Annotated in this window: 17 protein-coding genes; 12 read left to right on the top strand and 5 right to left on the bottom strand. The window is 72.8% G+C overall.

Features of this window, described 5'->3' with window-relative positions:
• Position 1 precedes the first annotated feature (1 nt).
• Positions 2-889 (top strand): hypothetical protein, encoded by an 888-nt coding sequence (locus AB0J69_RS07015; protein WP_364113745.1) that lies wholly within the window; start codon positions 2-4, stop codon positions 887-889.
• Positions 889-1,188, top strand: coding sequence for a sigma factor (locus AB0J69_RS07010; RefSeq protein WP_364113743.1), 300 nt, complete (start codon positions 889-891; stop codon positions 1,186-1,188). The genes AB0J69_RS07015 and AB0J69_RS07010 overlap by 1 nt, the downstream gene beginning before the upstream one ends.
• On the opposite strand, the gene AB0J69_RS07005 is transcribed toward AB0J69_RS07010, so the two are convergent.
• From AB0J69_RS07005 to AB0J69_RS06995, 3 genes are read right to left on the bottom strand one after another with little or no spacing between them, the layout of a single operon-like run.
• Positions 1,185-1,763, bottom strand: coding sequence for a histidine phosphatase family protein (locus AB0J69_RS07005; protein WP_364113741.1), 579 nt, complete (start codon positions 1,761-1,763; stop codon positions 1,185-1,187). The two genes, AB0J69_RS07010 and AB0J69_RS07005, sit on opposite strands and share 4 nt — an antisense overlap.
• 38 nt (positions 1,764-1,801) lie before the next feature.
• Entirely contained in the window at positions 1,802-2,710 is a 909-nt protein-coding gene (locus tag AB0J69_RS07000) for a TIGR03621 family F420-dependent LLM class oxidoreductase (RefSeq protein ID WP_364113739.1), read from the bottom strand.
• A 41-nt stretch (positions 2,711-2,751) separates the two neighbouring features.
• Positions 2,752-3,405: a hypothetical protein gene (locus tag AB0J69_RS06995; protein ID WP_364113737.1), complete on the bottom strand. Its 654-nt coding sequence runs from the start codon at positions 3,403-3,405 to the stop codon at positions 2,752-2,754.
• A gap of 99 nt (positions 3,406-3,504) precedes the next feature.
• Between AB0J69_RS06995 and AB0J69_RS06990 the strand changes: the two genes are divergently transcribed.
• The 10 genes from AB0J69_RS06990 (at position 3,505) to AB0J69_RS06945 (ending at position 12,652) form a co-directional block, all read left to right on the top strand.
• Positions 3,505-4,272 carry a phytanoyl-CoA dioxygenase family protein gene (locus AB0J69_RS06990; protein ID WP_364113735.1) on the top strand — a complete coding sequence of 256 codons (768 nt, stop codon included), beginning with the start codon at positions 3,505-3,507 and terminating at the stop codon, positions 4,270-4,272.
• The gene (locus AB0J69_RS06985; protein WP_364113733.1) at positions 4,257-5,213 is read left to right on the top strand and encodes a phosphotriesterase-related protein; all 957 of its coding nucleotides are present in this window, start codon (positions 4,257-4,259) and stop codon (positions 5,211-5,213) included. The genes AB0J69_RS06990 and AB0J69_RS06985 overlap by 16 nt, the downstream gene beginning before the upstream one ends.
• Positions 5,210-6,403, top strand: coding sequence for a cytochrome P450 (locus AB0J69_RS06980; RefSeq protein WP_364113731.1), 1,194 nt, complete (start codon positions 5,210-5,212; stop codon positions 6,401-6,403). The genes AB0J69_RS06985 and AB0J69_RS06980 overlap by 4 nt, the downstream gene beginning before the upstream one ends.
• Positions 6,400-7,227, top strand: coding sequence for an SDR family oxidoreductase (locus AB0J69_RS06975; protein ID WP_364113729.1), 828 nt, complete (start codon positions 6,400-6,402; stop codon positions 7,225-7,227). Before AB0J69_RS06980 ends, AB0J69_RS06975 begins: the two co-directional genes overlap by 4 nt.
• 294 nt (positions 7,228-7,521) lie before the next feature.
• A complete protein-coding gene (locus tag AB0J69_RS06970) occupies positions 7,522-8,379 on the top strand; it encodes a Gfo/Idh/MocA family oxidoreductase (protein WP_364113727.1) in 858 nt (285 codons plus the stop codon).
• Positions 8,380-8,609: 230 nt separating this feature from the next.
• Positions 8,610-9,560 carry an ABC transporter substrate-binding protein gene (locus AB0J69_RS06965; protein ID WP_364113725.1) on the top strand — a complete coding sequence of 317 codons (951 nt, stop codon included), beginning with the start codon at positions 8,610-8,612 and terminating at the stop codon, positions 9,558-9,560.
• Position 9,561: 1 nt separating this feature from the next.
• Positions 9,562-10,596: an iron ABC transporter permease gene (locus AB0J69_RS06960; RefSeq protein WP_364113723.1), complete on the top strand. Its 1,035-nt coding sequence runs from the start codon at positions 9,562-9,564 to the stop codon at positions 10,594-10,596.
• Entirely contained in the window at positions 10,593-11,366 is a 774-nt protein-coding gene (locus AB0J69_RS06955) for an ABC transporter ATP-binding protein (RefSeq protein WP_364113721.1), read from the top strand. The genes AB0J69_RS06960 and AB0J69_RS06955 overlap by 4 nt, the downstream gene beginning before the upstream one ends.
• Positions 11,363-12,004: an adenosylcobinamide amidohydrolase gene (locus AB0J69_RS06950; RefSeq protein ID WP_364113719.1), complete on the top strand. Its 642-nt coding sequence runs from the start codon at positions 11,363-11,365 to the stop codon at positions 12,002-12,004. Before AB0J69_RS06955 ends, AB0J69_RS06950 begins: the two co-directional genes overlap by 4 nt.
• A 63-nt stretch (positions 12,005-12,067) precedes the next feature.
• Positions 12,068-12,652, top strand: coding sequence for a Uma2 family endonuclease (locus tag AB0J69_RS06945; RefSeq protein WP_364113717.1), 585 nt, complete (start codon positions 12,068-12,070; stop codon positions 12,650-12,652).
• Here AB0J69_RS06945 and AB0J69_RS06940 read toward each other — a convergent pair.
• Positions 12,642-14,300, bottom strand: a complete 1,659-nt coding sequence (locus AB0J69_RS06940; protein ID WP_364113715.1) for a hydantoinase B/oxoprolinase family protein — start codon at positions 14,298-14,300, stop codon at positions 12,642-12,644. The two genes, AB0J69_RS06945 and AB0J69_RS06940, sit on opposite strands and share 11 nt — an antisense overlap.
• Positions 14,297-16,330, bottom strand: coding sequence for a hydantoinase/oxoprolinase family protein (locus AB0J69_RS06935; protein WP_364113713.1), 2,034 nt, complete (start codon positions 16,328-16,330; stop codon positions 14,297-14,299). The genes AB0J69_RS06940 and AB0J69_RS06935 overlap by 4 nt, the downstream gene beginning before the upstream one ends.
• Positions 16,331-16,431 lie beyond the last annotated feature (101 nt).

Here is a 16,431-nt window from a genome sequence, read left to right as displayed (position 1 = left end):
CATGACGGACTCATACCTCTACAACGGGCAGAGCCCAGACGAACACGTCGCATCGTGCCCTGACTGCACCGCGGCGATCGCGCTGCTCGACCAGCCGGAGACGGCGGTCGCGCCGCCGCCCACGCTGCGTGAGGCCGTGCTGTCCATGGCGCGCCGCCGCCGCACCCCGGCCGTGATGGCCGTGACCACCGTGGCGGCGCCGTACGCCGAGCAGGTCGCGATCATGGACGAACTGCTGGCCGAGCTGAGCGAGCCGCAGTGGGAGCTCCCGATCGCCAGGCACGGCACGGTCAGGGGGCTGGTCGAGCACCTCATGGCCAACGACTCGACCGTGGCCACGTTCATGGGGGTCCCGGGTCCCGGCGCGGCCGCCGCGCCGTTGCACCGGCGCTGGCGCGAGCAGGCCGGTTCCGTGCTGGAGCGGGTCTCGTGCAGCAGCGAGGTGCTGCTGGGCGTCGAGGTGGCGCTGGCGGGGGCCCGGCCGGCCCGCGCGCCGCTGCGCCAGGCCATGATCCAGCGCACGTTCGAGACATGGACGCACGCCGACGACATCAGGGTCGCCACCGACCGGTCCAAGGCCGCCCCGCGCCCCGAGCACGTGCACATGATCGCCGAGTTCGGCCTGGCCCTGCTGCCCCGCGCGATGAAGGGGCCGCGCCGCGACGTCTCGGCCACCGTGGTGCTGACCGGCCCGGGCGGCGGCACGTGGACGATCCCGCTCTCGCCCACCTCCGACCACCTCGCCGTGCTCATCTCGGCCGAGGCGGTGGACTTCTGCCGGCTGCTGGCCAACCGGTGGCCGGCCGACTCCTTCCCGTACGCCGCCGAGGGCGACCCCGCGCTCGCCCGCGACCTGATCCGCGCCGCCGCCACGCTGGGATGCGACTGATGAGCGACATGGACCTGTGCGCACGGCTGACGGCCGGTGACCTCGACGCGCTGGCCGACGCCTACGACCAGCACGGCTCGTACGTCTACGGGGTCGCGGTCAAGGTCACCAAGAGCCAGGCGTTCGCGGAGGAGGTCACCCAGAACGTGTTCGTCGCGCTCTGGGAGCAACCGCTGGCCTACGACCCCAGCCTCGGGTCGTTACGCGGCTGGCTGGTGAGCAGGGCCATGCACGAGGCGGCCCTGCGCACGAAGGTCGGCCAGGGGCCGTTCCAGACGCGCGTTCCAGACGGGTTCTAGACCGGGGCGTTCCAGGTCAGGAGCACCGGCTCGGCGTGCTCGAAGCCGAGCCGCGAGTAGGTGCCCGTGTCGAGCTTCAGCAGCCGGCCCTCCTCGGGCGCCAGGCCCAGCCAGCGGGCGGCCAGCACGCGCAGGAAGTGCCCGTGCGCCACCAGCGCCACCCGCCCCTCGACCCCGCGGGCCAGCTCGATCACCCGGTCGGCGCGCACGGCCACCTCGGAGGCGCTCTCGCCCGGGTGCTCGGCGTCGCCCGGGATCACGCCGTCGCGCCACAGGTACCAGCCGGGGTGGGTCCTGCGGATCTCCGGCGTGGTGATCCCCTCGTAGCCGCCGTAGTCCCACTCCCACAGATCGGCGTCCACCTCGTAGCCGGACAGCCCGGCCAGCTCCGCCGTCCGCCTGGCGCGCTGGGCGGGGGAGACCAGCACCAGGTCGAACGGCTCCTTCACCAGCGGCGCCAGCGCCCTGGCCTGCTCCTCGCCGTGCTCCGTCAAAGGCAGGTCGGTACGTCCGGTGTGCTTGCCCGCCTTGCTCCATTCGGTCTCTCCGTGCCGGAGCAGCAGCATCTCGTTCATGGGTCCCATCATCCGGCACGGCCCTCTCCCGGCCGCGGTCAGGTGGCCAGGTCCTCGACGACGGGTTCGAAGGCGGGCAGGTCACGCTCGTGATGCACCACGAAGTACGAAATATCGTGCTCGTCCCGCCAGTAGCGGAGTTTGTCGGCGATGTCGTGCCGCGTACCCAGCAGGACCTGGGGTGTCTCGTCCAGTGCGGAGCTGTCGGCCGCGCTCCACGCCTCCTCCGCCTTCCGCTCGCCCACCTGCACCACGCTGGTGCCGAGCTCCAGCTCCGGGTAGCGGTCGCCGGCCGCCGCGCGCACGGCGGCGAGCTTGCCCAGGAGCGCGGGCAGCCCCCCGTCCCGCACGTCGGGCCCGCTCCCGTCGGCCTTCACCCGCATCCCGATGTTCACGACGTCGGCCTCCTCGGCCGCCAGCCGCAACATCCGGGCCCCGCCCGCGCCGATCACCAGCGGGGGACGGGGCCGCTGCACGGGCTTGGGCTGCTGGTCGAGGCCGGAGATCCGGTAGTGCCGCCCCTCGAAGTCGAAGGGCCCGTCGCCCCAGAGCCCCTTGAGCACGGCGAGCGCCTCCCGCAACCGCTCGACGCGCACCCCCGGGGGCTCCAGCGTGAGCCCGGCGCCGGCGTAGTCGCCCGCCAGCCACCCCGTGCCGATCCCGACCTCCAGCCGCCCGCCGGACAGCAGGTCGAGCGTGGCCGCCTCCTTGGCCAGCACGGCCGGGTGCCGGAAGTCGTTGGCGAACACGAGGGTGCCGACGCGCAGCCTGGTGGTGGCGCAGGCGGCCGCGGTCAGGGCGGCGACGGGCGCGAACCTGGGCCCGACGAGGTGATCGGGCACCAGCAGCACGTCGAACCCGGCCCCCTCCAGGCGCCTGGCCTTCTCGGCCCACGCCTTCCCGGACCCGGCCTCCCGTACCACCGCTCCGAACCTGAACCGCCGCACGGCCGCCTCCTACCAAGTGCTTGGTTGGGATTGTAGCCGCCTCACGCCTTCTCGCGCGGCTGGGGCAGCGCGAGGGCGACGCCGCCCATCGCGGCGGTGAGGATGAGCCAGGCCGCGCCCGCCGCCACGTTCGACAGCTGCGCCAGCCAGGCCACCGGGATGAGCAGCGGCGCCACGATCAGGGCGATCGCCGCCCACTTTGGCGCCGCGCTGCTCAGCGCCGCGACGCCCAGCAGCACCAGCCCCAGCAGCGCCAGGAAGAACGTGAACCCGAGCGCCGAGGTCGGCAGCCCCTCGTTCACCTCGGTGACCAGCCGGTGGGTCGTGGGCACGTCGAGCCCGGCGCGGATGGCGGCGTAGATGACCTCGTCGGTGTCGATCGCCGGGAGGGTCAGGATGAAGGCGAGGATCGTGCCCACCAGGCCGAGCACGGGCCGCCCGTCCCTGGCCACCCTGCTCACCGCGAGGAGGCCGGGGATGAGGGTGGCGAAGCTCAGCACGCCGAGCCAGCTCAGCAGGGCGTAGCCGTCGAGGTGGGCGGTGAAGGCCCGGATGTACGGCTCGCCTTCCAGTGTGGCCGGATACGGGGCGAGCAGCAGCGACAGGGCGATGAGGAGAGGCGAGGCCACCGCGCAGGCGATCATCGCGGTGCGGGTGAACCCGGCCGTGGCGGTGCGTGGGTGAACTGCGGTCATGTCCCCGAGCTTCGGACGTGGCGGGCGGAGGCGCATGAGTAGGGGCTACTCAATCCACGGGGCTTACCAAGCGCTTGCTTTAGGTGCGAGACTGGGGACATGGAGATCCCCGTACGCCAGGCGACAGACGACGAGGCGGCGTTCTTCACCGAGCACGGCTGGGTGCGGCTCGGCCGGCTGATCGACCCGGACACCACCGCCGAGCTGCGCGAGCGCGCCACGGGTTTCCTCCGCGCGCGCTCCAGGAGCCACGAGACGCTGGTCGACCAGGCGTTCGGCCAGTCCAGGGACATCGCGGCGAGCGACGAGCTGTTCGGCGCCCTGACCATGAGCCCCGCGATGGGCCGCAACGCCGTGCGGCTGCTGCGCGGCGTGCGGGCCGTGCGCGTGCAGGTCACCAACCTGCTCGTCAAGGAGGCCGGGGAGCACGGCGCCACCGAGTTCCACCAGGACTTCCCCTGGATGCCCATGGACCGCTCGGCCATGCTGACCGTCTGGCTGGCCCTGGCCGACGTGCCCGCCGACATGGGGTCGCTGCGCTTCTACGACGGCTCCCATCGGTACGGCCTGCTCGGGCGCAGCTTCACCCGCCCGGGCGACGACCAGCTCAGCCAGCACCCGTGGCTGAAGGAGCTGGAGCTGTCACCGCCCCTGGACCTCAAGGCCGGCGACGCGACCGTGCACCACGCCCTGATCGTGCACGGCGCCCCCGCCAACCGCCGCGACAGCCCGCGCCTGTCCTTCACCGCCACGTACTTCGACGCCGACGCCCTCTACACCGGCCTGCCGTACAAGCAGACCGACGGGCTCGGCCTCGAGGTGAACCGGCCCTTCGAGCACGAGAGGTTCCCGTGCCTGAGACCGTGAGGGGCCCGGTCGCCGACCTCGGGGCGACGCTCATGCACGAGCACGTCTTCGGGCTCAGCCCGGAGATCCTCTGGAACTGGCCGGACATCCCCGAGGAGTGGGACCTGGAGGCGCGGGCCTTGGAGGCGGCGGGCAAGCTGGACGCGCTCAAGGCCGGGGGCGTCGACACGATCGTGGACCTCACCGTGGTCGGGCTCGGCAGGTACGTCCCCGCCGTGCGCCGGGTGGCCGAGCTGACCAGCGTGAACATCGTGGCCGCCACCGGCCTCTACACCTACGACGCCCTCCCGCCGTACTTCGCCAACCGGGGGCCCGGATCGTTGTTCGGGGGACCGGACCGGCTGGCCGAGTTCTTCGTCCGGGACATCACCGAGGGCATCGGGCGCACCGGCGTCAAGGCGGCCATGCTGAAGTGCGCCTCCGACCACCTGGGGATGACCAAGGGGTGCGAGCGGGTGTTCCGGGCGGTCGCCGAGGCCCACCTGGAGACCGGCGTGCCGATCACCACTCACTCCCACAGCGCCTCCAGGGGCGGGCTGGCGCAGCAGGAGCTGCTCGCCTCGCTCGGCGTGGACCTGGGCCGGGTGGTCATCGGGCACGCCGGCGACTCGACCGACGTGGCCTACCTGGAGGAACTGGTCGCGAACGGGTCCTACCTGGGCATGGACCGCTTCGGCATCGAGACGATCAGCTCGTTCGAGGACCGGGTGGCGATCGTGGCGGAGATGTGCGGGCGCGGGCACGCCGGGCGGATGGTGCTGGGGCACGACTCGTACTGCTTCAACGACCGGTTCGACGCCGACGTCGTACGCCGCCGGCACCCCAACTACCACCTGCTGCACATCTCCCGCGACGTGCTGCCCGAGCTGCGCAAGCGGGGCGTCACGGACGACCAGATCGACCAGATGCTCGTCGGCAACCCGCGGAGGATCTTCGCATGATCGAGGACTTCGACGTCACCTCGGACTGGCACGTCGCCGCCCCCTATGAGTTCCTGGCCAGGCTCCGCCGGGAGTCGCCGGTGTTCAGGAGCGAGCACCTCGGGGCGTACGTGCTGACCCGCTACGCCGACGTGCGGGCCGCGTACGGCGATCCCCGGCGCTTCTCCTCCAAGGGCTCGCTGACGATCTCGCGCAGCCTGACCCGCGAGACGAGGGAGAAGCTGGGCGAGCACGGCTCGTTCCTGTCCAGCTTCGTGGCCAACGTCGACCCGCCCGACCACACGCGGCTGCGCCGGTCGGTGTCCAGGGCGTTCACGCCGCGCGCGGTCGCCGCCATGGAGCAGCAGTTCCGGCGGCTCAACGAGGACCTCCTGGACCGGCTGGTCCCGCGCGGCCGGGCCGACTTCGTCACCGAGATCGGCCACGAGCCGTCGATCAAGCTGACCGCCCGCTTCATCGGGGTCCCCGAGGCGGACGAGGCGTTCGTGCAGTCGCACGTCAAGGACTGGTTCCAGCTCTTCCTGTCGCCCCAGCCGCCCGCCCGCCAGCTGGAACTGGCCGGCAGCTTCCTGACCTACCTCGACTACGTGGACCGGCTGGTGGCCGCCCGCGCCAAGGATCCGAAGGACGACTTCACCTCCTTGATGACCTCGCTCATCGGCGACGAGCTGACGCATCGCGAGGTGGTGGAGCTGATCTCCACGATTCTGCTCGGGGGCAACGACACCGTCCCGAACCAGCTCGGCAACACCGTCCTGCGGCTGCTGCGGGAGGACGCCTGGCCGGTGCCGCCGCCGCTGGTCGCCAACGCCTCGGAGGAGTGCATGCGGATCGACGGGGCCTCGCTGGGCTCCTTCCGGTACGCGGTGACCGACATCTCCCTGCACGGCGTGACGATCCCGGCCGGGGCCCTCGTCCTGCTGTCCACCGACTCCGCCGCCCACGACGAGAGCGTCTTCCCCGACCCCGACCGGTTCCGCATCGACCGGCCGAACGCCGCCGACCACATGGTCTTCGGGTACGGCATCCACTTCTGCGTCGGGGCCGCGCTCGGCCGGCTGCAACTGCGTACCGCGCTGGAGGTGCTCGGGCACCGGTTGCCGCGGCTGCGGCTCGTACCCGGCCTGGAGATCTCCTACCGCAGGTCGATCGTGGGCCGCGGCCTGCCGTCCCTGCCGGTCGAGTGGTGAACGGGCGCCCGGACGGGCGCTTCGACGGGCGCTTCGACGGGCGTGTCGCGCTCGTGACCGGCGCCGGGTCCGGCATCGGCGCCGGCTGCGCCGCCCGTCTGGCCGCCGAGGGCGCCTGCGTCGGAGTGCTCGACCTCCGTGCGGCCGCCGCGCGCGCCACCGCCGCCGGCATCCGCTCCCGCGGCGGCACCGCGATGGCGCTGACCTGCGACGTGTCCGACGAGAAGCAGGTGGAGGAGGCGGTGGCGACGCTGGTGGCGTCGTTCGGGCGGGTGGACGTCCTGCACTCCAACGCCGCTGTTCTCGACGCCGACGTGTACGGCCGGGACCGCGAGCTGGACTCCCTCGACGTGGCCGTGTGGGACCGCACCATGGAGGTCAACCTGCGCGGGGCCATGCTCGCGGTCAAGCACACGGTGCCCGCGATGCCCGACGGGGGCGCCATCGTCATCACGTCCTCGGTGTCCGCCCTGGTGGGGGACACGGTGCATGCGGCGTACGGCGCCTCGAAGGCCGCCCTGATCGGCTTCACCCGCTACGTGGCCACCATGTACGGCTCGCGCGGCGTCCGGTGCAACGCGGTGGCCCCGGCCCTCGTCCTCACCCCGAACGCGCAACGCGCCCTGACGCCTGCCCAGCTGGCCGACAAGGCGGCGGAACGGCTGCTGCCGTGGGCGTGCACGGTGGAGGACGTGGCCGCCCTGGTGTCCTTCCTGTGCTCCGACGAGTCCCGCTGCCTCACCGGCCAGACCCTCGTCCTCGACTCCGGCACCCTCGCCCACCGCCCCCAGCACGCCGTCCACCAGTCCCGCCACCCCTTCTGACCCCCCGGCCGCCACCGGCTCGCGCTGCCTGGCTCGGCCCCGCCTGGATCGCCACCGGTTCGCGTCGCCGCCGCCCCACGGTTCGCGCCGCCCGGCCCTGGCGCCGCCCGGCCGCTCCGGCGTGCGCCATGGCGCTGCCCCGCCGCGCCGGCGTGCGCCGTTCCGCCTCTCCAGCGTGCGCCGTCCCACGTGCCATCCCCCGTTCGGGTCCCAGCCCGCGAAGCGGGGCGGGAGGTGGGAGGTGATCTTTGGGGGAATGTCCCCTATGGTGTGGTTTTGAGGTGAGGAGGGCGTATGGAGCCGGTGGCGGTGGGGCTGGTCGGGGCGGGGCCGTGGGCGCGGATGGCGCACGGGCCGATGCTGGCCCGGGGGCCGCACACGCGGCTGGCCGGCGTGTGGGCCCGGCGTCCCGAGCAGGCCGCCCAGCTGGGCGCCCCCGTCTTCACCAGGGTGGAGGAGCTGTTCGACCACTGCGAGGCCGTCGCGTTCTGCGTCCCGCCCGCCGTGCAGGCCGAGTACGCCGTCCTGGCCGCCCGCGCCGGCAAGGCGCTGCTGCTGGAGAAGCCCCTGGCCGACTCCCTCGACGGCGCACGGCGGCTGGCCGATGCCGTGGCCGAGGCGGGCGTGGCCTCCCAGATCGTGCTCACCCTGCGGTACGCCCCCCAGACCCGCGCGTTCCTGGCCCGCTGCGCCGAGATCGAGCCGTTCGGCGGCCACGCCGCGAACGTCTCCGGCGCCCTCCTCGGCGACCACCCCTTCGCCACCCCCTGGCGGCTCGAGCGCGGCGCGCTGCTCGACGTCGGCCCGCACGTGATCGACCTGCTGGGCGCCGCCCTGGGCCCGGTCACCGGCGTGCGCGCGCACGGTGACCCGCTCGGCTGGACCGGCCTGCTGCTCGACCACGAGGGCGGCGCCGTCAGCGAGGCGTCCCTGTGCATGGCCACCGCCGGCGACCCGCCCCCGCCCATGTTCGCCGTGTACGGCCGCACCGGCAGCGCCGTGCTGCCGCACTTCGACGACGACCCCCTGGAGACGGTCGCCGAGGAGTTCGCCAGGACCGTGCGCGCCGGCGGCGGGCACCCCCTCGACGCCGCCCACGGGCTCAGGCTGCAGGAGATCATCGCCGACGCGGAGCACCAGCTGACCCGTTAGGCCCGGCCGGCCCAGCAGGCCCCTTGACGCGGCCGGCGCTGGGGCGATTGATAGCCTTCCCTTTACTCACGCGCAGAGCGCAGCGAAGTCCGGTGCGATTCCGGCGCTGTCCCGCAACTGTCATAGCCAGGTCGCCTGCCTCCGCGCTGACGTCATCAACCCTCGTGGAAAAGGGTGATCCGTCGCTCAACGCGGGTCTCTCGGTTCCGAACAGTGTGAAAGGACTACTCGTGAGGCCCGTACGCACGGCCTTCGCGGGCGCGCTGCTGGGAACGCTCGTCCTGGCCGGTTGCGGTCAGACCGGCACCACAGCATCCCCGTCGGCAACAGCCCCCACCTCCACCTCCGCCGCCACCGGTGGCTTCCCCGTCACCATCGAGGCGGGCAACGGCCAGGTCACCATCGCCAAGAAGCCGGAGCGGATCGTCTCGCTGTCGGCCACCCACACCGAGACGCTGTTCGCCATCGGCGCGGGCCCCCAGGTCATCGCGGTGGACGCCGCGTCGAACCACCCGCCCGAGGCCCCCAAGACGGACCTGTCCGGCTTCAAGCCGAACGTCGAGGCCATCGTCGCCCAGAAGCCCGACCTGGTCATCGTCTCCGACGACCTCGACCAGGTGGTCAAGGAGCTGGGCAAGGTGAACGTGCCCGTCCTGCACCAGCCGTCCGCCACCAAGCTCGACGAGGCGTACGAGGAGATCGCCGAGCTGGGCGCCGCCACCGGCAACAAGGCCAAGGCGGACGAGGTCGTCGCCGGCATGAAGGCGGCCATGGACAAGCTGGCCGCCGAGGCGCCCAAGGCCGGCAAGCTCACCTACTACCACGAGCTCGACCAGACGCCGTACGCCGCCACGTCCCAGACGTTCATCGGCCAGATCTACGCGATGTTCGGCCTGACCAACGTCGCCGACAAGGCGCCCGAGGCGGCGGGCGGCTACCCGAAGCTGTCGGCCGAGTTCGTGGCCCAGGCCGACCCCGACCTGATCTTCCTGGCGGACGTCAAGTGCTGCCGGCAGAGCAAGGAGACCCTGGCCGAGCGGCCGGGCTGGAAGAACCTGTCCGCCATCAAGAACGACCGGGTGGTCCAGCTCGACGACGACATCGCCTCCCGCTGGGGCCCGCGCGTCGTGGAGCTCGCCGAGACGATCGGCGCCGCCGTGGCCAAGGCCGGCGCGAGCTGAGATGGTGACGCAGGCCGGCCCGGCCAGGGCGAGACCCCTGTGGGTGGCGGGCGCCCTGGGCGTGCTGGCCGTCTCCATGATCGCCGGGCTGCTCGACGGGGCGGCCGACATCTCGCCGTGGCAGGTCGTGCTGCAGGTGGTGGACTGGCTGCCGGTCACGCGGGTGGACTCCGGGCTGGCGCCGGTCGAGCAGATGCTGCTGTTCGAGCTGCGGCTGCCGCGGGTGCTCGTCGCCGCCGTGGTGGGCGGGCTGCTGGCCATGGCGGGGGCCGGCTACCAGGGCGTGTTCCGCAACCCGCTCGCCGACCCGTACCTGCTCGGCGCGGCGGCGGGCGCCGGCCTGGCGACGACCGCGGCGATCGTGCTGCTGCCGTCCGTGGCCGGGAGCATCCCGGTGGCGGCCTTCGTGGGGGCCGTGGGCGGGGTGTTCCTGGCGTACACGCTGGGCAACACGGCCGGGCGGGCCGGCGGCACGGCCACGCTGGTGCTGGCGGGGGTGGCGGTCACGTCGTTCCTGACCGCGATCCAGACGTTCATCCAGCAGTTCAACGTCGAGGAGCTGCAGCGCATCTACTCGTGGATCCTCGGCGACGTCGGCGGCGGGTGGGACCAGCTCTGGCTGGTCCTGCCGTACGCCGTCGTCTCCACCGTGGTGCTCCTGCTGCACGGGCGGATGCTGGACGTGCTGTCCGTGGGCGACGAGGAGGCCACGAGCCTGGGCGTGCGGGCGGGCCGGGTGCGCTTCACCGTGCTGCTGGCGGCCTCGCTGGCCACCGCGGCGGCCGTGGCGGTGAGCGGGCTGATCGGGTTCGTGGGCATCGTCATCCCGCATGTCGTGCGGCGGCTGGCGGGCGGGTCGTACCGGATCGTGCTGCCGCTCTCGCTGATCGGCGGCGCGGCGTTCCTGGTGCTGGCCGACCTCGTCGCCCGTACCGTGCTGGCGCCGGCCGAGCTGCCGATCGGCGTGGTGACGATGTTCGTGGGGGCGCCGTTCTTCGTCGGCGTGCTGCGCATGACCAGGCGGACGGTCACATGATCAGCGCACGCGGCCTGTCCGTACGGCTCGGGGAGCGCGAGGTCCTGACCGGCGTGGACCTGGAGGCGCGGCGCGGCGAGTGGGTGGCCGTCATCGGGCCCAACGGGGCCGGTAAGTCGACCCTGCTCAAGGCCGTCATGGGGCTGGTCGCGCACCGGGGGGAGGTCGTGCTCGGCTCCCGGCCGGCCGGCGCGCTGAAGCCGCGCGAGCGGGCCCGGCTGGTGGCGTACGCGCCGCAGACGCCCGCCCTGCCGCCCGACATGACGGTCTTCGACTACGCGCTGCTGGGGCGGACGCCGTACATCCCGTATCTGGGGCGGGAGAGCAGGCACGACCGGGCGGTGACGGAGAGCGTGCTGGACCGGCTGGACCTGACGGCGCTGGCCATGCGCCGCGTCGGGGAGCTGTCCGGCGGGGAGCGGCAGCGCGTCGTGCTCGCCAGGGCGCTCGCCCAGGAGGCCCCCGTGCTGCTGCTCGACGAGCCCACGACCGCGCTGGACCTCGGGCACCAGCAGCAGGTGCTGGAGCTGGTGGACCGGCTCCGCCGGGCCGACGGCCTGACCGTCGTCACCACCCTGCACGACCTGACCGTCGCGGGCCTGTACGCCGACGCCCTCCTGCTCCTGGCCGAGGGCCGGGCCGCCGCCGCGGGCGAGCCCGCCCAGGTGCTGACCGAGGAACTCGTGGGACGGCACTTCGACGCGCATGTGAAGATCGAGCCCGGGCCCGACGGGCGGCCCGTCGTGCACCTGGTCAGGGGAGGATCGTGAAGCTCACGTATCGGGTGGAGGAGGGGGCCCGGCTCGGGGCGCTGCTGTGGGAGTTCGGGCCGGGGTGGCGGATGATCTCCTCGGCGATGCTGGGCGGGGGGATCGGGGCCCGGCAGTGGGTGCTGAACGCCCAGGTGGTGGCGGGCTACTCGCGGATGGACCCGATCGATCACCTCGCCTCGCTCGGGCCCGCCACGGGGGACGGGGTCGGGATGATGACCGCCGCGTCCGTCGACCGGTACGTCCGGGCGGCGGACGGGGGCGTGGAGGCGTACGCGACCGTGGGGCTGCGGGTACCCACCTGGGCGGCGGCCCCTGAGGGGCACCAGGATCCGGAGCTGGCCCCGATACGGGTGGGGACGATCAACATCGTGGTGGTCGCCCCCGTCGCGATGACGGACGCGGCGCTGGTGAACACGGTGATGACGGTCACGGAGGCGAAGTCGCAGGCGCTGATGGAGACGGGGTTCGCGGGCACGGGCACGGCGTCGGACGCGGTGTGCGTGGCGGTCGCGGCCAACGGGCCGCAGGAGGTGTTCGGCGGGCCCCGGTCGGAGTGGGGCGCCCGGATGGCGCGGGCCGTCCACGCCGCGGTCCGCCGCGGGGCCGAGGCGTGGCGGCCCGGTCACTCAAAGTGAGGGAATTCGGGGAAGTAGCATGTGGGCGAGGGCGAGACTCCCGATACTGAGCAGGTGACCGCAATGGCGATCGAACCGAAGAAGCACACGGCGCCCGCTAAAGCGCTCAGTGCGCCATTCACTGTCGATGACCTGCTCAAGATCCCGGATGACGGGTTCCGTTACGAGCTCTTCAACGGGAGCCTACTAGTGAGCCCTGCCCCCACCCCCCAGCACCAGCGTGTGATCACCAGGCTGCTTCTCATCCTCCAAAGTGCCGCGCCACCCGAGCTGGAGTGCTTGACCACAGTCAACGTCAGGTTCAGCAACGAGGACTTCTACATTCCGGACCTCGTCGTCGTGCCCGAGGAAGTGTCCGAAGGCGTAGACCTGATGTACTCGCCCAGCGATCTGCTGCTCGCCGCCGAGGTGGTCAGCCCGAGCAGCAAGGCCGTTGACAGAGCGGCCAAAGTGCAGGCCTACGCGGATGCGGGCATTCCCCTCTACTGGCGCATCGAGCCGTTGGAGGGGCCGAAGGTCTATGTCTACGAACTCGACGGTCGCACCTATGCGGGACCCGTCGTCCACAAGGCGGGAAGCGTCGCCACCCTGCCGGCGCCCTTCCCCGTGACCTTCGACCCTGCCCATTTGATGGGTCTCAGACACTGATCCCGTAGTCGTCCGCCGCGCCTCGCGCCGTGACGCGCCCGGCGTCCAGGTCGGCGGCGACCGCCTCCCGGTCCCGTTCCTCCGGCGGCCCCAGCCCGCCCCCGCCCGTCGTCTCGACGATGAACGCCTCCCCGGCCGCGAACCGCACGTTGTTCACCTTGGACGCCAGCCGCTCCACCGTCCCGTCCAGCCGCCGCCGGTAGAACCCGCCCAGCCGTCCCGGCAGCCCGCCCTCCCGTCCCGGAGGGGCCAGCCGGAGCCGGTCGCCCCGGGTGGTGACGTGGCAGTCCGCCAGGAACCGGTACACCGTCCGCGAGCCCAGCCCGCCCCGGTGCCGTCCCGGCCCGCCCGAGTCCGGGATCGTCTCGATGGACTCCACGACCATCGGGCAGCGGCTCTCCACCGGCTCTACCTGCGGCACCGAGTTGCGGCCGATCCCGAAGTGCACGCCCGTCGCGTCCGGCCCGTCCAGGCCCCGGCGCGCGCCCACGCCGCCGAAATCGTACGACAGGTGGATCCAGTACGGCGCCCCGACCGCCGCGATCGAGAACGGCTGCAGGATCCCGCTGGCCGCGATGGCCCGTTCGGGCACCGCGTCCGACATGGCCTGGAAGACGGCCTCCATGGCGGCGTAGATGGGGACGTACCGGCCGCCGCACGGGTAGGGGGAGCGGGCGTTCAGCAGGGAGCCCTCGGGCAGGTGCACGTCGATGGCCCGCAGGGAGCCGTCGTTCATGGGGATGGTGGGGTCGAGGAAGCAGCGGATCGCGAAGACGGCGGCGGCCAGGGACTGCGAGGCCGAGGCGTTGACGGCCGCCGGGACCTGCGGGTCGGTGCCCGCGAAGTCGAGCTCGGCCCGGTCGCCGAGCGTGACGGCCACCCGGATGTAGTGGGATTTTTCGGGGTTTATGCCGTCGTCGTCGATCGGGTACGCCGCCTCGAACCGGCCCCCCGGCAGTTCCTCCAGGGCCGCGCGGGTCCTGGCCTCCGTGTAGTCCAGGTAGTCGTCGACGCCCTCGGCCAGGCCGCGCTCGCCGTACTCGGCGATCAGCGACTCCAGCCGGGCGGCGGCCACCGCCGTCCCGGCCACGAGCGCTCGCACGTCTCCCATGACCTTGTCCGGGGTGCGGCTGTTGGCCTTCAGGATCGCCTCTACGGCCGGGTCGAGGCCCTGGCTCGTGGCCAGGCGTACCGGGGGGAGCTGGAGACCCTCCAGGAAGATGTCCGTGGCCAGTGGCGCCATGCCGCCGGCCGAGAGGCCGCCCAGGTCGGAGACGTGGATCATGGTGGCGGTGAAGTAGGCCGGGCTCCCGCCGACGAAGACGGGGCGGTAGACGAGCAGGTCGTTGGTGTGCACGCCGCCGCGGTAGGCGTCGTTGAGCGCGTACACGTCGCCGGGGCGCATCGTGTCCGGGGGATGGTCATCGAGCAACTCGGGAAGGGCGATCTTGAGCGCCATGCTGTTCATGAGCGTGGTGGCCATGGAGTGGGCGATCAGGCGCCCCCGCGCGTCGAGCACGGCGGCCGAGGCGTCGGAGCCCTCGACGATGAACGTCGAGTACGCCGAGCGCACCACCACGATGCTGGCCTCCTCCGCCGCCACGACCAGCGCGTTCCTGAGCACCTCGGCGGTCAGCGGATCGGTCATGCCCCGCTCCTGGTGAGGTGCACGGCGCGGGTGGCGGCCAGGGCGGCGCTCCAGCCGGGCGGCACCACGATCGTGGACTCGTCGTCCTCGACGACGGCCGGCCCCCGGAGCTCCCCGCGCAGGGTGTCCCTGGTGTGGACGGGCACCTCGGTGTGGCCCCCGCACTCCGGGAAGTACGCCGTCCGCGCCCCGGGCTCCCCCCGTCGGTGCGGAGGCGGCCCTGCGGCGGGTGGCGAGTTCTCCCCGGCCGGGCCCTCCCCGGCGGGGCCCTCCCCGGCGGGGGTGGTCACGCGGACGCGGTAGCTCACGAGCTCGACCTCCCCTCGCTGGGTGATCCCGTAGACCTCCGCGTACCTGCGGAAGAAGCGGGACTCCAGCGTGCCCCGGTCGCCGGCCCAGTCCACGGTCAGATCGTGGGACTGCCCCTTGAACCGCACGTCCACGGAGCGCAGCACCCGCACGCCGGGCGACGTGAGCGAGACGCCCAGGTCGGCGGCCGCCTCCGCGGCCAGGGAGTCGAAGACGGCCGGGGGGTCCGGCTCGTCCAGGCGCGACAGGACGCGGTCCGTCGACAGCGCCCCGGCCAGCAGCCCGGCCGCCGAGGCCACCCCGCAGTACGCCGGGACCACCACCGTCCCGATCCCGAACCGCTCCGCCACCCGCGCCGCGTGCATCGGCCCGGCGCCGCCGAAGGCCACCAGGGCGAAGCCGCGCGGGTCGATCCCGCGCTGCACCGTCACCACGTGCACCGCCGAGGCCATGGAGGCGCTGACGATCTCGTGCACGGCGTACGCGGCCTCCTCCCGGGACACCCCGAGCGGTCCCGCCAGCCGGTCCAGCGCCTTGTCCGCCAGCGCGGGCGACAGCGGGATCGACGCCGAGGACAGGTAGCCGAGCACGAGGTTCGCGTCCGTGACGGTCGGCTCGGAGCCGCCCAGGCCGTAGCACGCGGGCCCGGGGGAGGAGCCGGCCGAGTGCGGGCCGACGCGGAGCGCGCCCGCCGGGTCCAGCCAGGCCACGCTGCCCCCGCCCGCGCCCACCTCCGCCAGGTCGATGGCCGGGGTCTTGATCGGCACGCCGGTGCCCGCCCGCCGCCCGCCGAAGCTGCCCTTGCCCCCGACGTGGAACTCGTGCGTGATCTCGGGCCGGCCGCCGCGCACCACGCATGTCTTGGCCGTGGTCCCGCCCATGTCGAACGAGATCGCCTCCGCGAACCCGGCCCCGGCCGCCGCCAGCACCCCCGCGGCCGGGCCCGACTCGATCGTGGCCACCGCCCGCCGGGCGGCCAGCTCGGCGGAGATGACCCCGCCGCTGGACTCCATGACGTGGATGGGCGCGCGGATCCCGAGCTCGGCCAGCCGCTCCCGCAGCCGCGTGAGGTAGGAGGCCATCAAGGGGCCGACGTAGGCGGAGATGATCGTGGTGGTGGCGCGCTCGTACTCGCGGATCTCCGGCCAGATCTCCGACGAGACCACCACGTTGGGGATCGACGCGCGCAGGATCGCCGCCGCCTGCCGTTCGTGGGCGGGATTGGCGTAGGAGTGGAGGAGGCAGACCGCCGCCGACTCGATGCCGCGGGCGGCGATCTCGGCGGCGGCGCGGCGTACCGAATCGGGGTCCAGCGGGGTCAGCACGTCCCCGCGGGCCGAGATCCGCTCCACCACCTCGAAGCAGTCACCCGGGGCGACCGGGGGAGGGGGCGGGGTGAAGCGGAGGTCGTAGCGGTCCTCCTCGACGCGGGCGTAGCGGCCCAGGGGGAGGACGGCACGAAAGCCCTGTGTCGTGACATAGGCGACACGTACGCCCTTGCGTTCGAGCACCGCGTTGGTGGCCAGCGTCGTGGCGTGCACCACCCGCGTGACCTGCGACGGGTCGCGGTCGCCGAGCGCGCGCGTAACGCCGGTGACGATCCCCGCGATGGGGTCGTAGTGGGTGCTCAGACATTTGGCTACGGACAGCGCGCCCGACGTGCCTCGAACGACCACGTCGGTGAAGGTACCGCCGACATCGACGCCGATCGTGTAACCCATTCAGGTACGTTATGTCCCCGAGCAAGCGCTTGTCTACGAAGTGGTCTATTGACTTACGGCAGGTGATTGGGACCCTGGTCCTAGTCCTGCGTTTGGAGCGG

This window comes from Nonomuraea sp. NPDC049709 (genome assembly GCF_040674815.1).
Lineage (GTDB): Bacteria > Actinomycetota > Actinomycetes > Streptosporangiales > Streptosporangiaceae > Nonomuraea.
Note: the sequence above shows the minus strand (reverse complement) of the source record. Positions and strands in the feature narration are given on the sequence as shown.

Bases quoted from the DNA above. Each gene is read 5' to 3' on its own strand.
- AB0J69_RS06940 (WP_364113715.1), bottom strand. From the start codon at position 14,300: ATGACCGATCCGCTGACCGCCGAGGTGCTCAGGAACGCGCTGGTCGTG.
- AB0J69_RS06990 (WP_364113735.1), top strand. From the start codon at position 3,505: ATGGAGATCCCCGTACGCCAGGCGACAGACGACGAGGCGGCGTTCTTC.
- AB0J69_RS07005 (WP_364113741.1), bottom strand. From the start codon at position 1,763: ATGAACGAGATGCTGCTGCTCCGGCACGGAGAGACCGAATGGAGCAAG.
- AB0J69_RS06955 (WP_364113721.1), top strand. From the start codon at position 10,593: ATGATCAGCGCACGCGGCCTGTCCGTACGGCTCGGGGAGCGCGAGGTC.
- AB0J69_RS06995 (WP_364113737.1), bottom strand. From the start codon at position 3,405: ATGACCGCAGTTCACCCACGCACCGCCACGGCCGGGTTCACCCGCACC.
- AB0J69_RS07015 (WP_364113745.1), top strand. From the start codon at position 2: ATGACGGACTCATACCTCTACAACGGGCAGAGCCCAGACGAACACGTC.
- AB0J69_RS06935 (WP_364113713.1), bottom strand. From the start codon at position 16,330: ATGGGTTACACGATCGGCGTCGATGTCGGCGGTACCTTCACCGACGTG.
- AB0J69_RS06945 (WP_364113717.1), top strand. From the start codon at position 12,068: ATGGCGATCGAACCGAAGAAGCACACGGCGCCCGCTAAAGCGCTCAGT.
- AB0J69_RS06970 (WP_364113727.1), top strand. From the start codon at position 7,522: ATGGAGCCGGTGGCGGTGGGGCTGGTCGGGGCGGGGCCGTGGGCGCGG.
- AB0J69_RS06980 (WP_364113731.1), top strand. From the start codon at position 5,210: ATGATCGAGGACTTCGACGTCACCTCGGACTGGCACGTCGCCGCCCCC.
- AB0J69_RS07010 (WP_364113743.1), top strand. From the start codon at position 889: ATGAGCGACATGGACCTGTGCGCACGGCTGACGGCCGGTGACCTCGAC.
- AB0J69_RS06960 (WP_364113723.1), top strand. From the start codon at position 9,562: ATGGTGACGCAGGCCGGCCCGGCCAGGGCGAGACCCCTGTGGGTGGCG.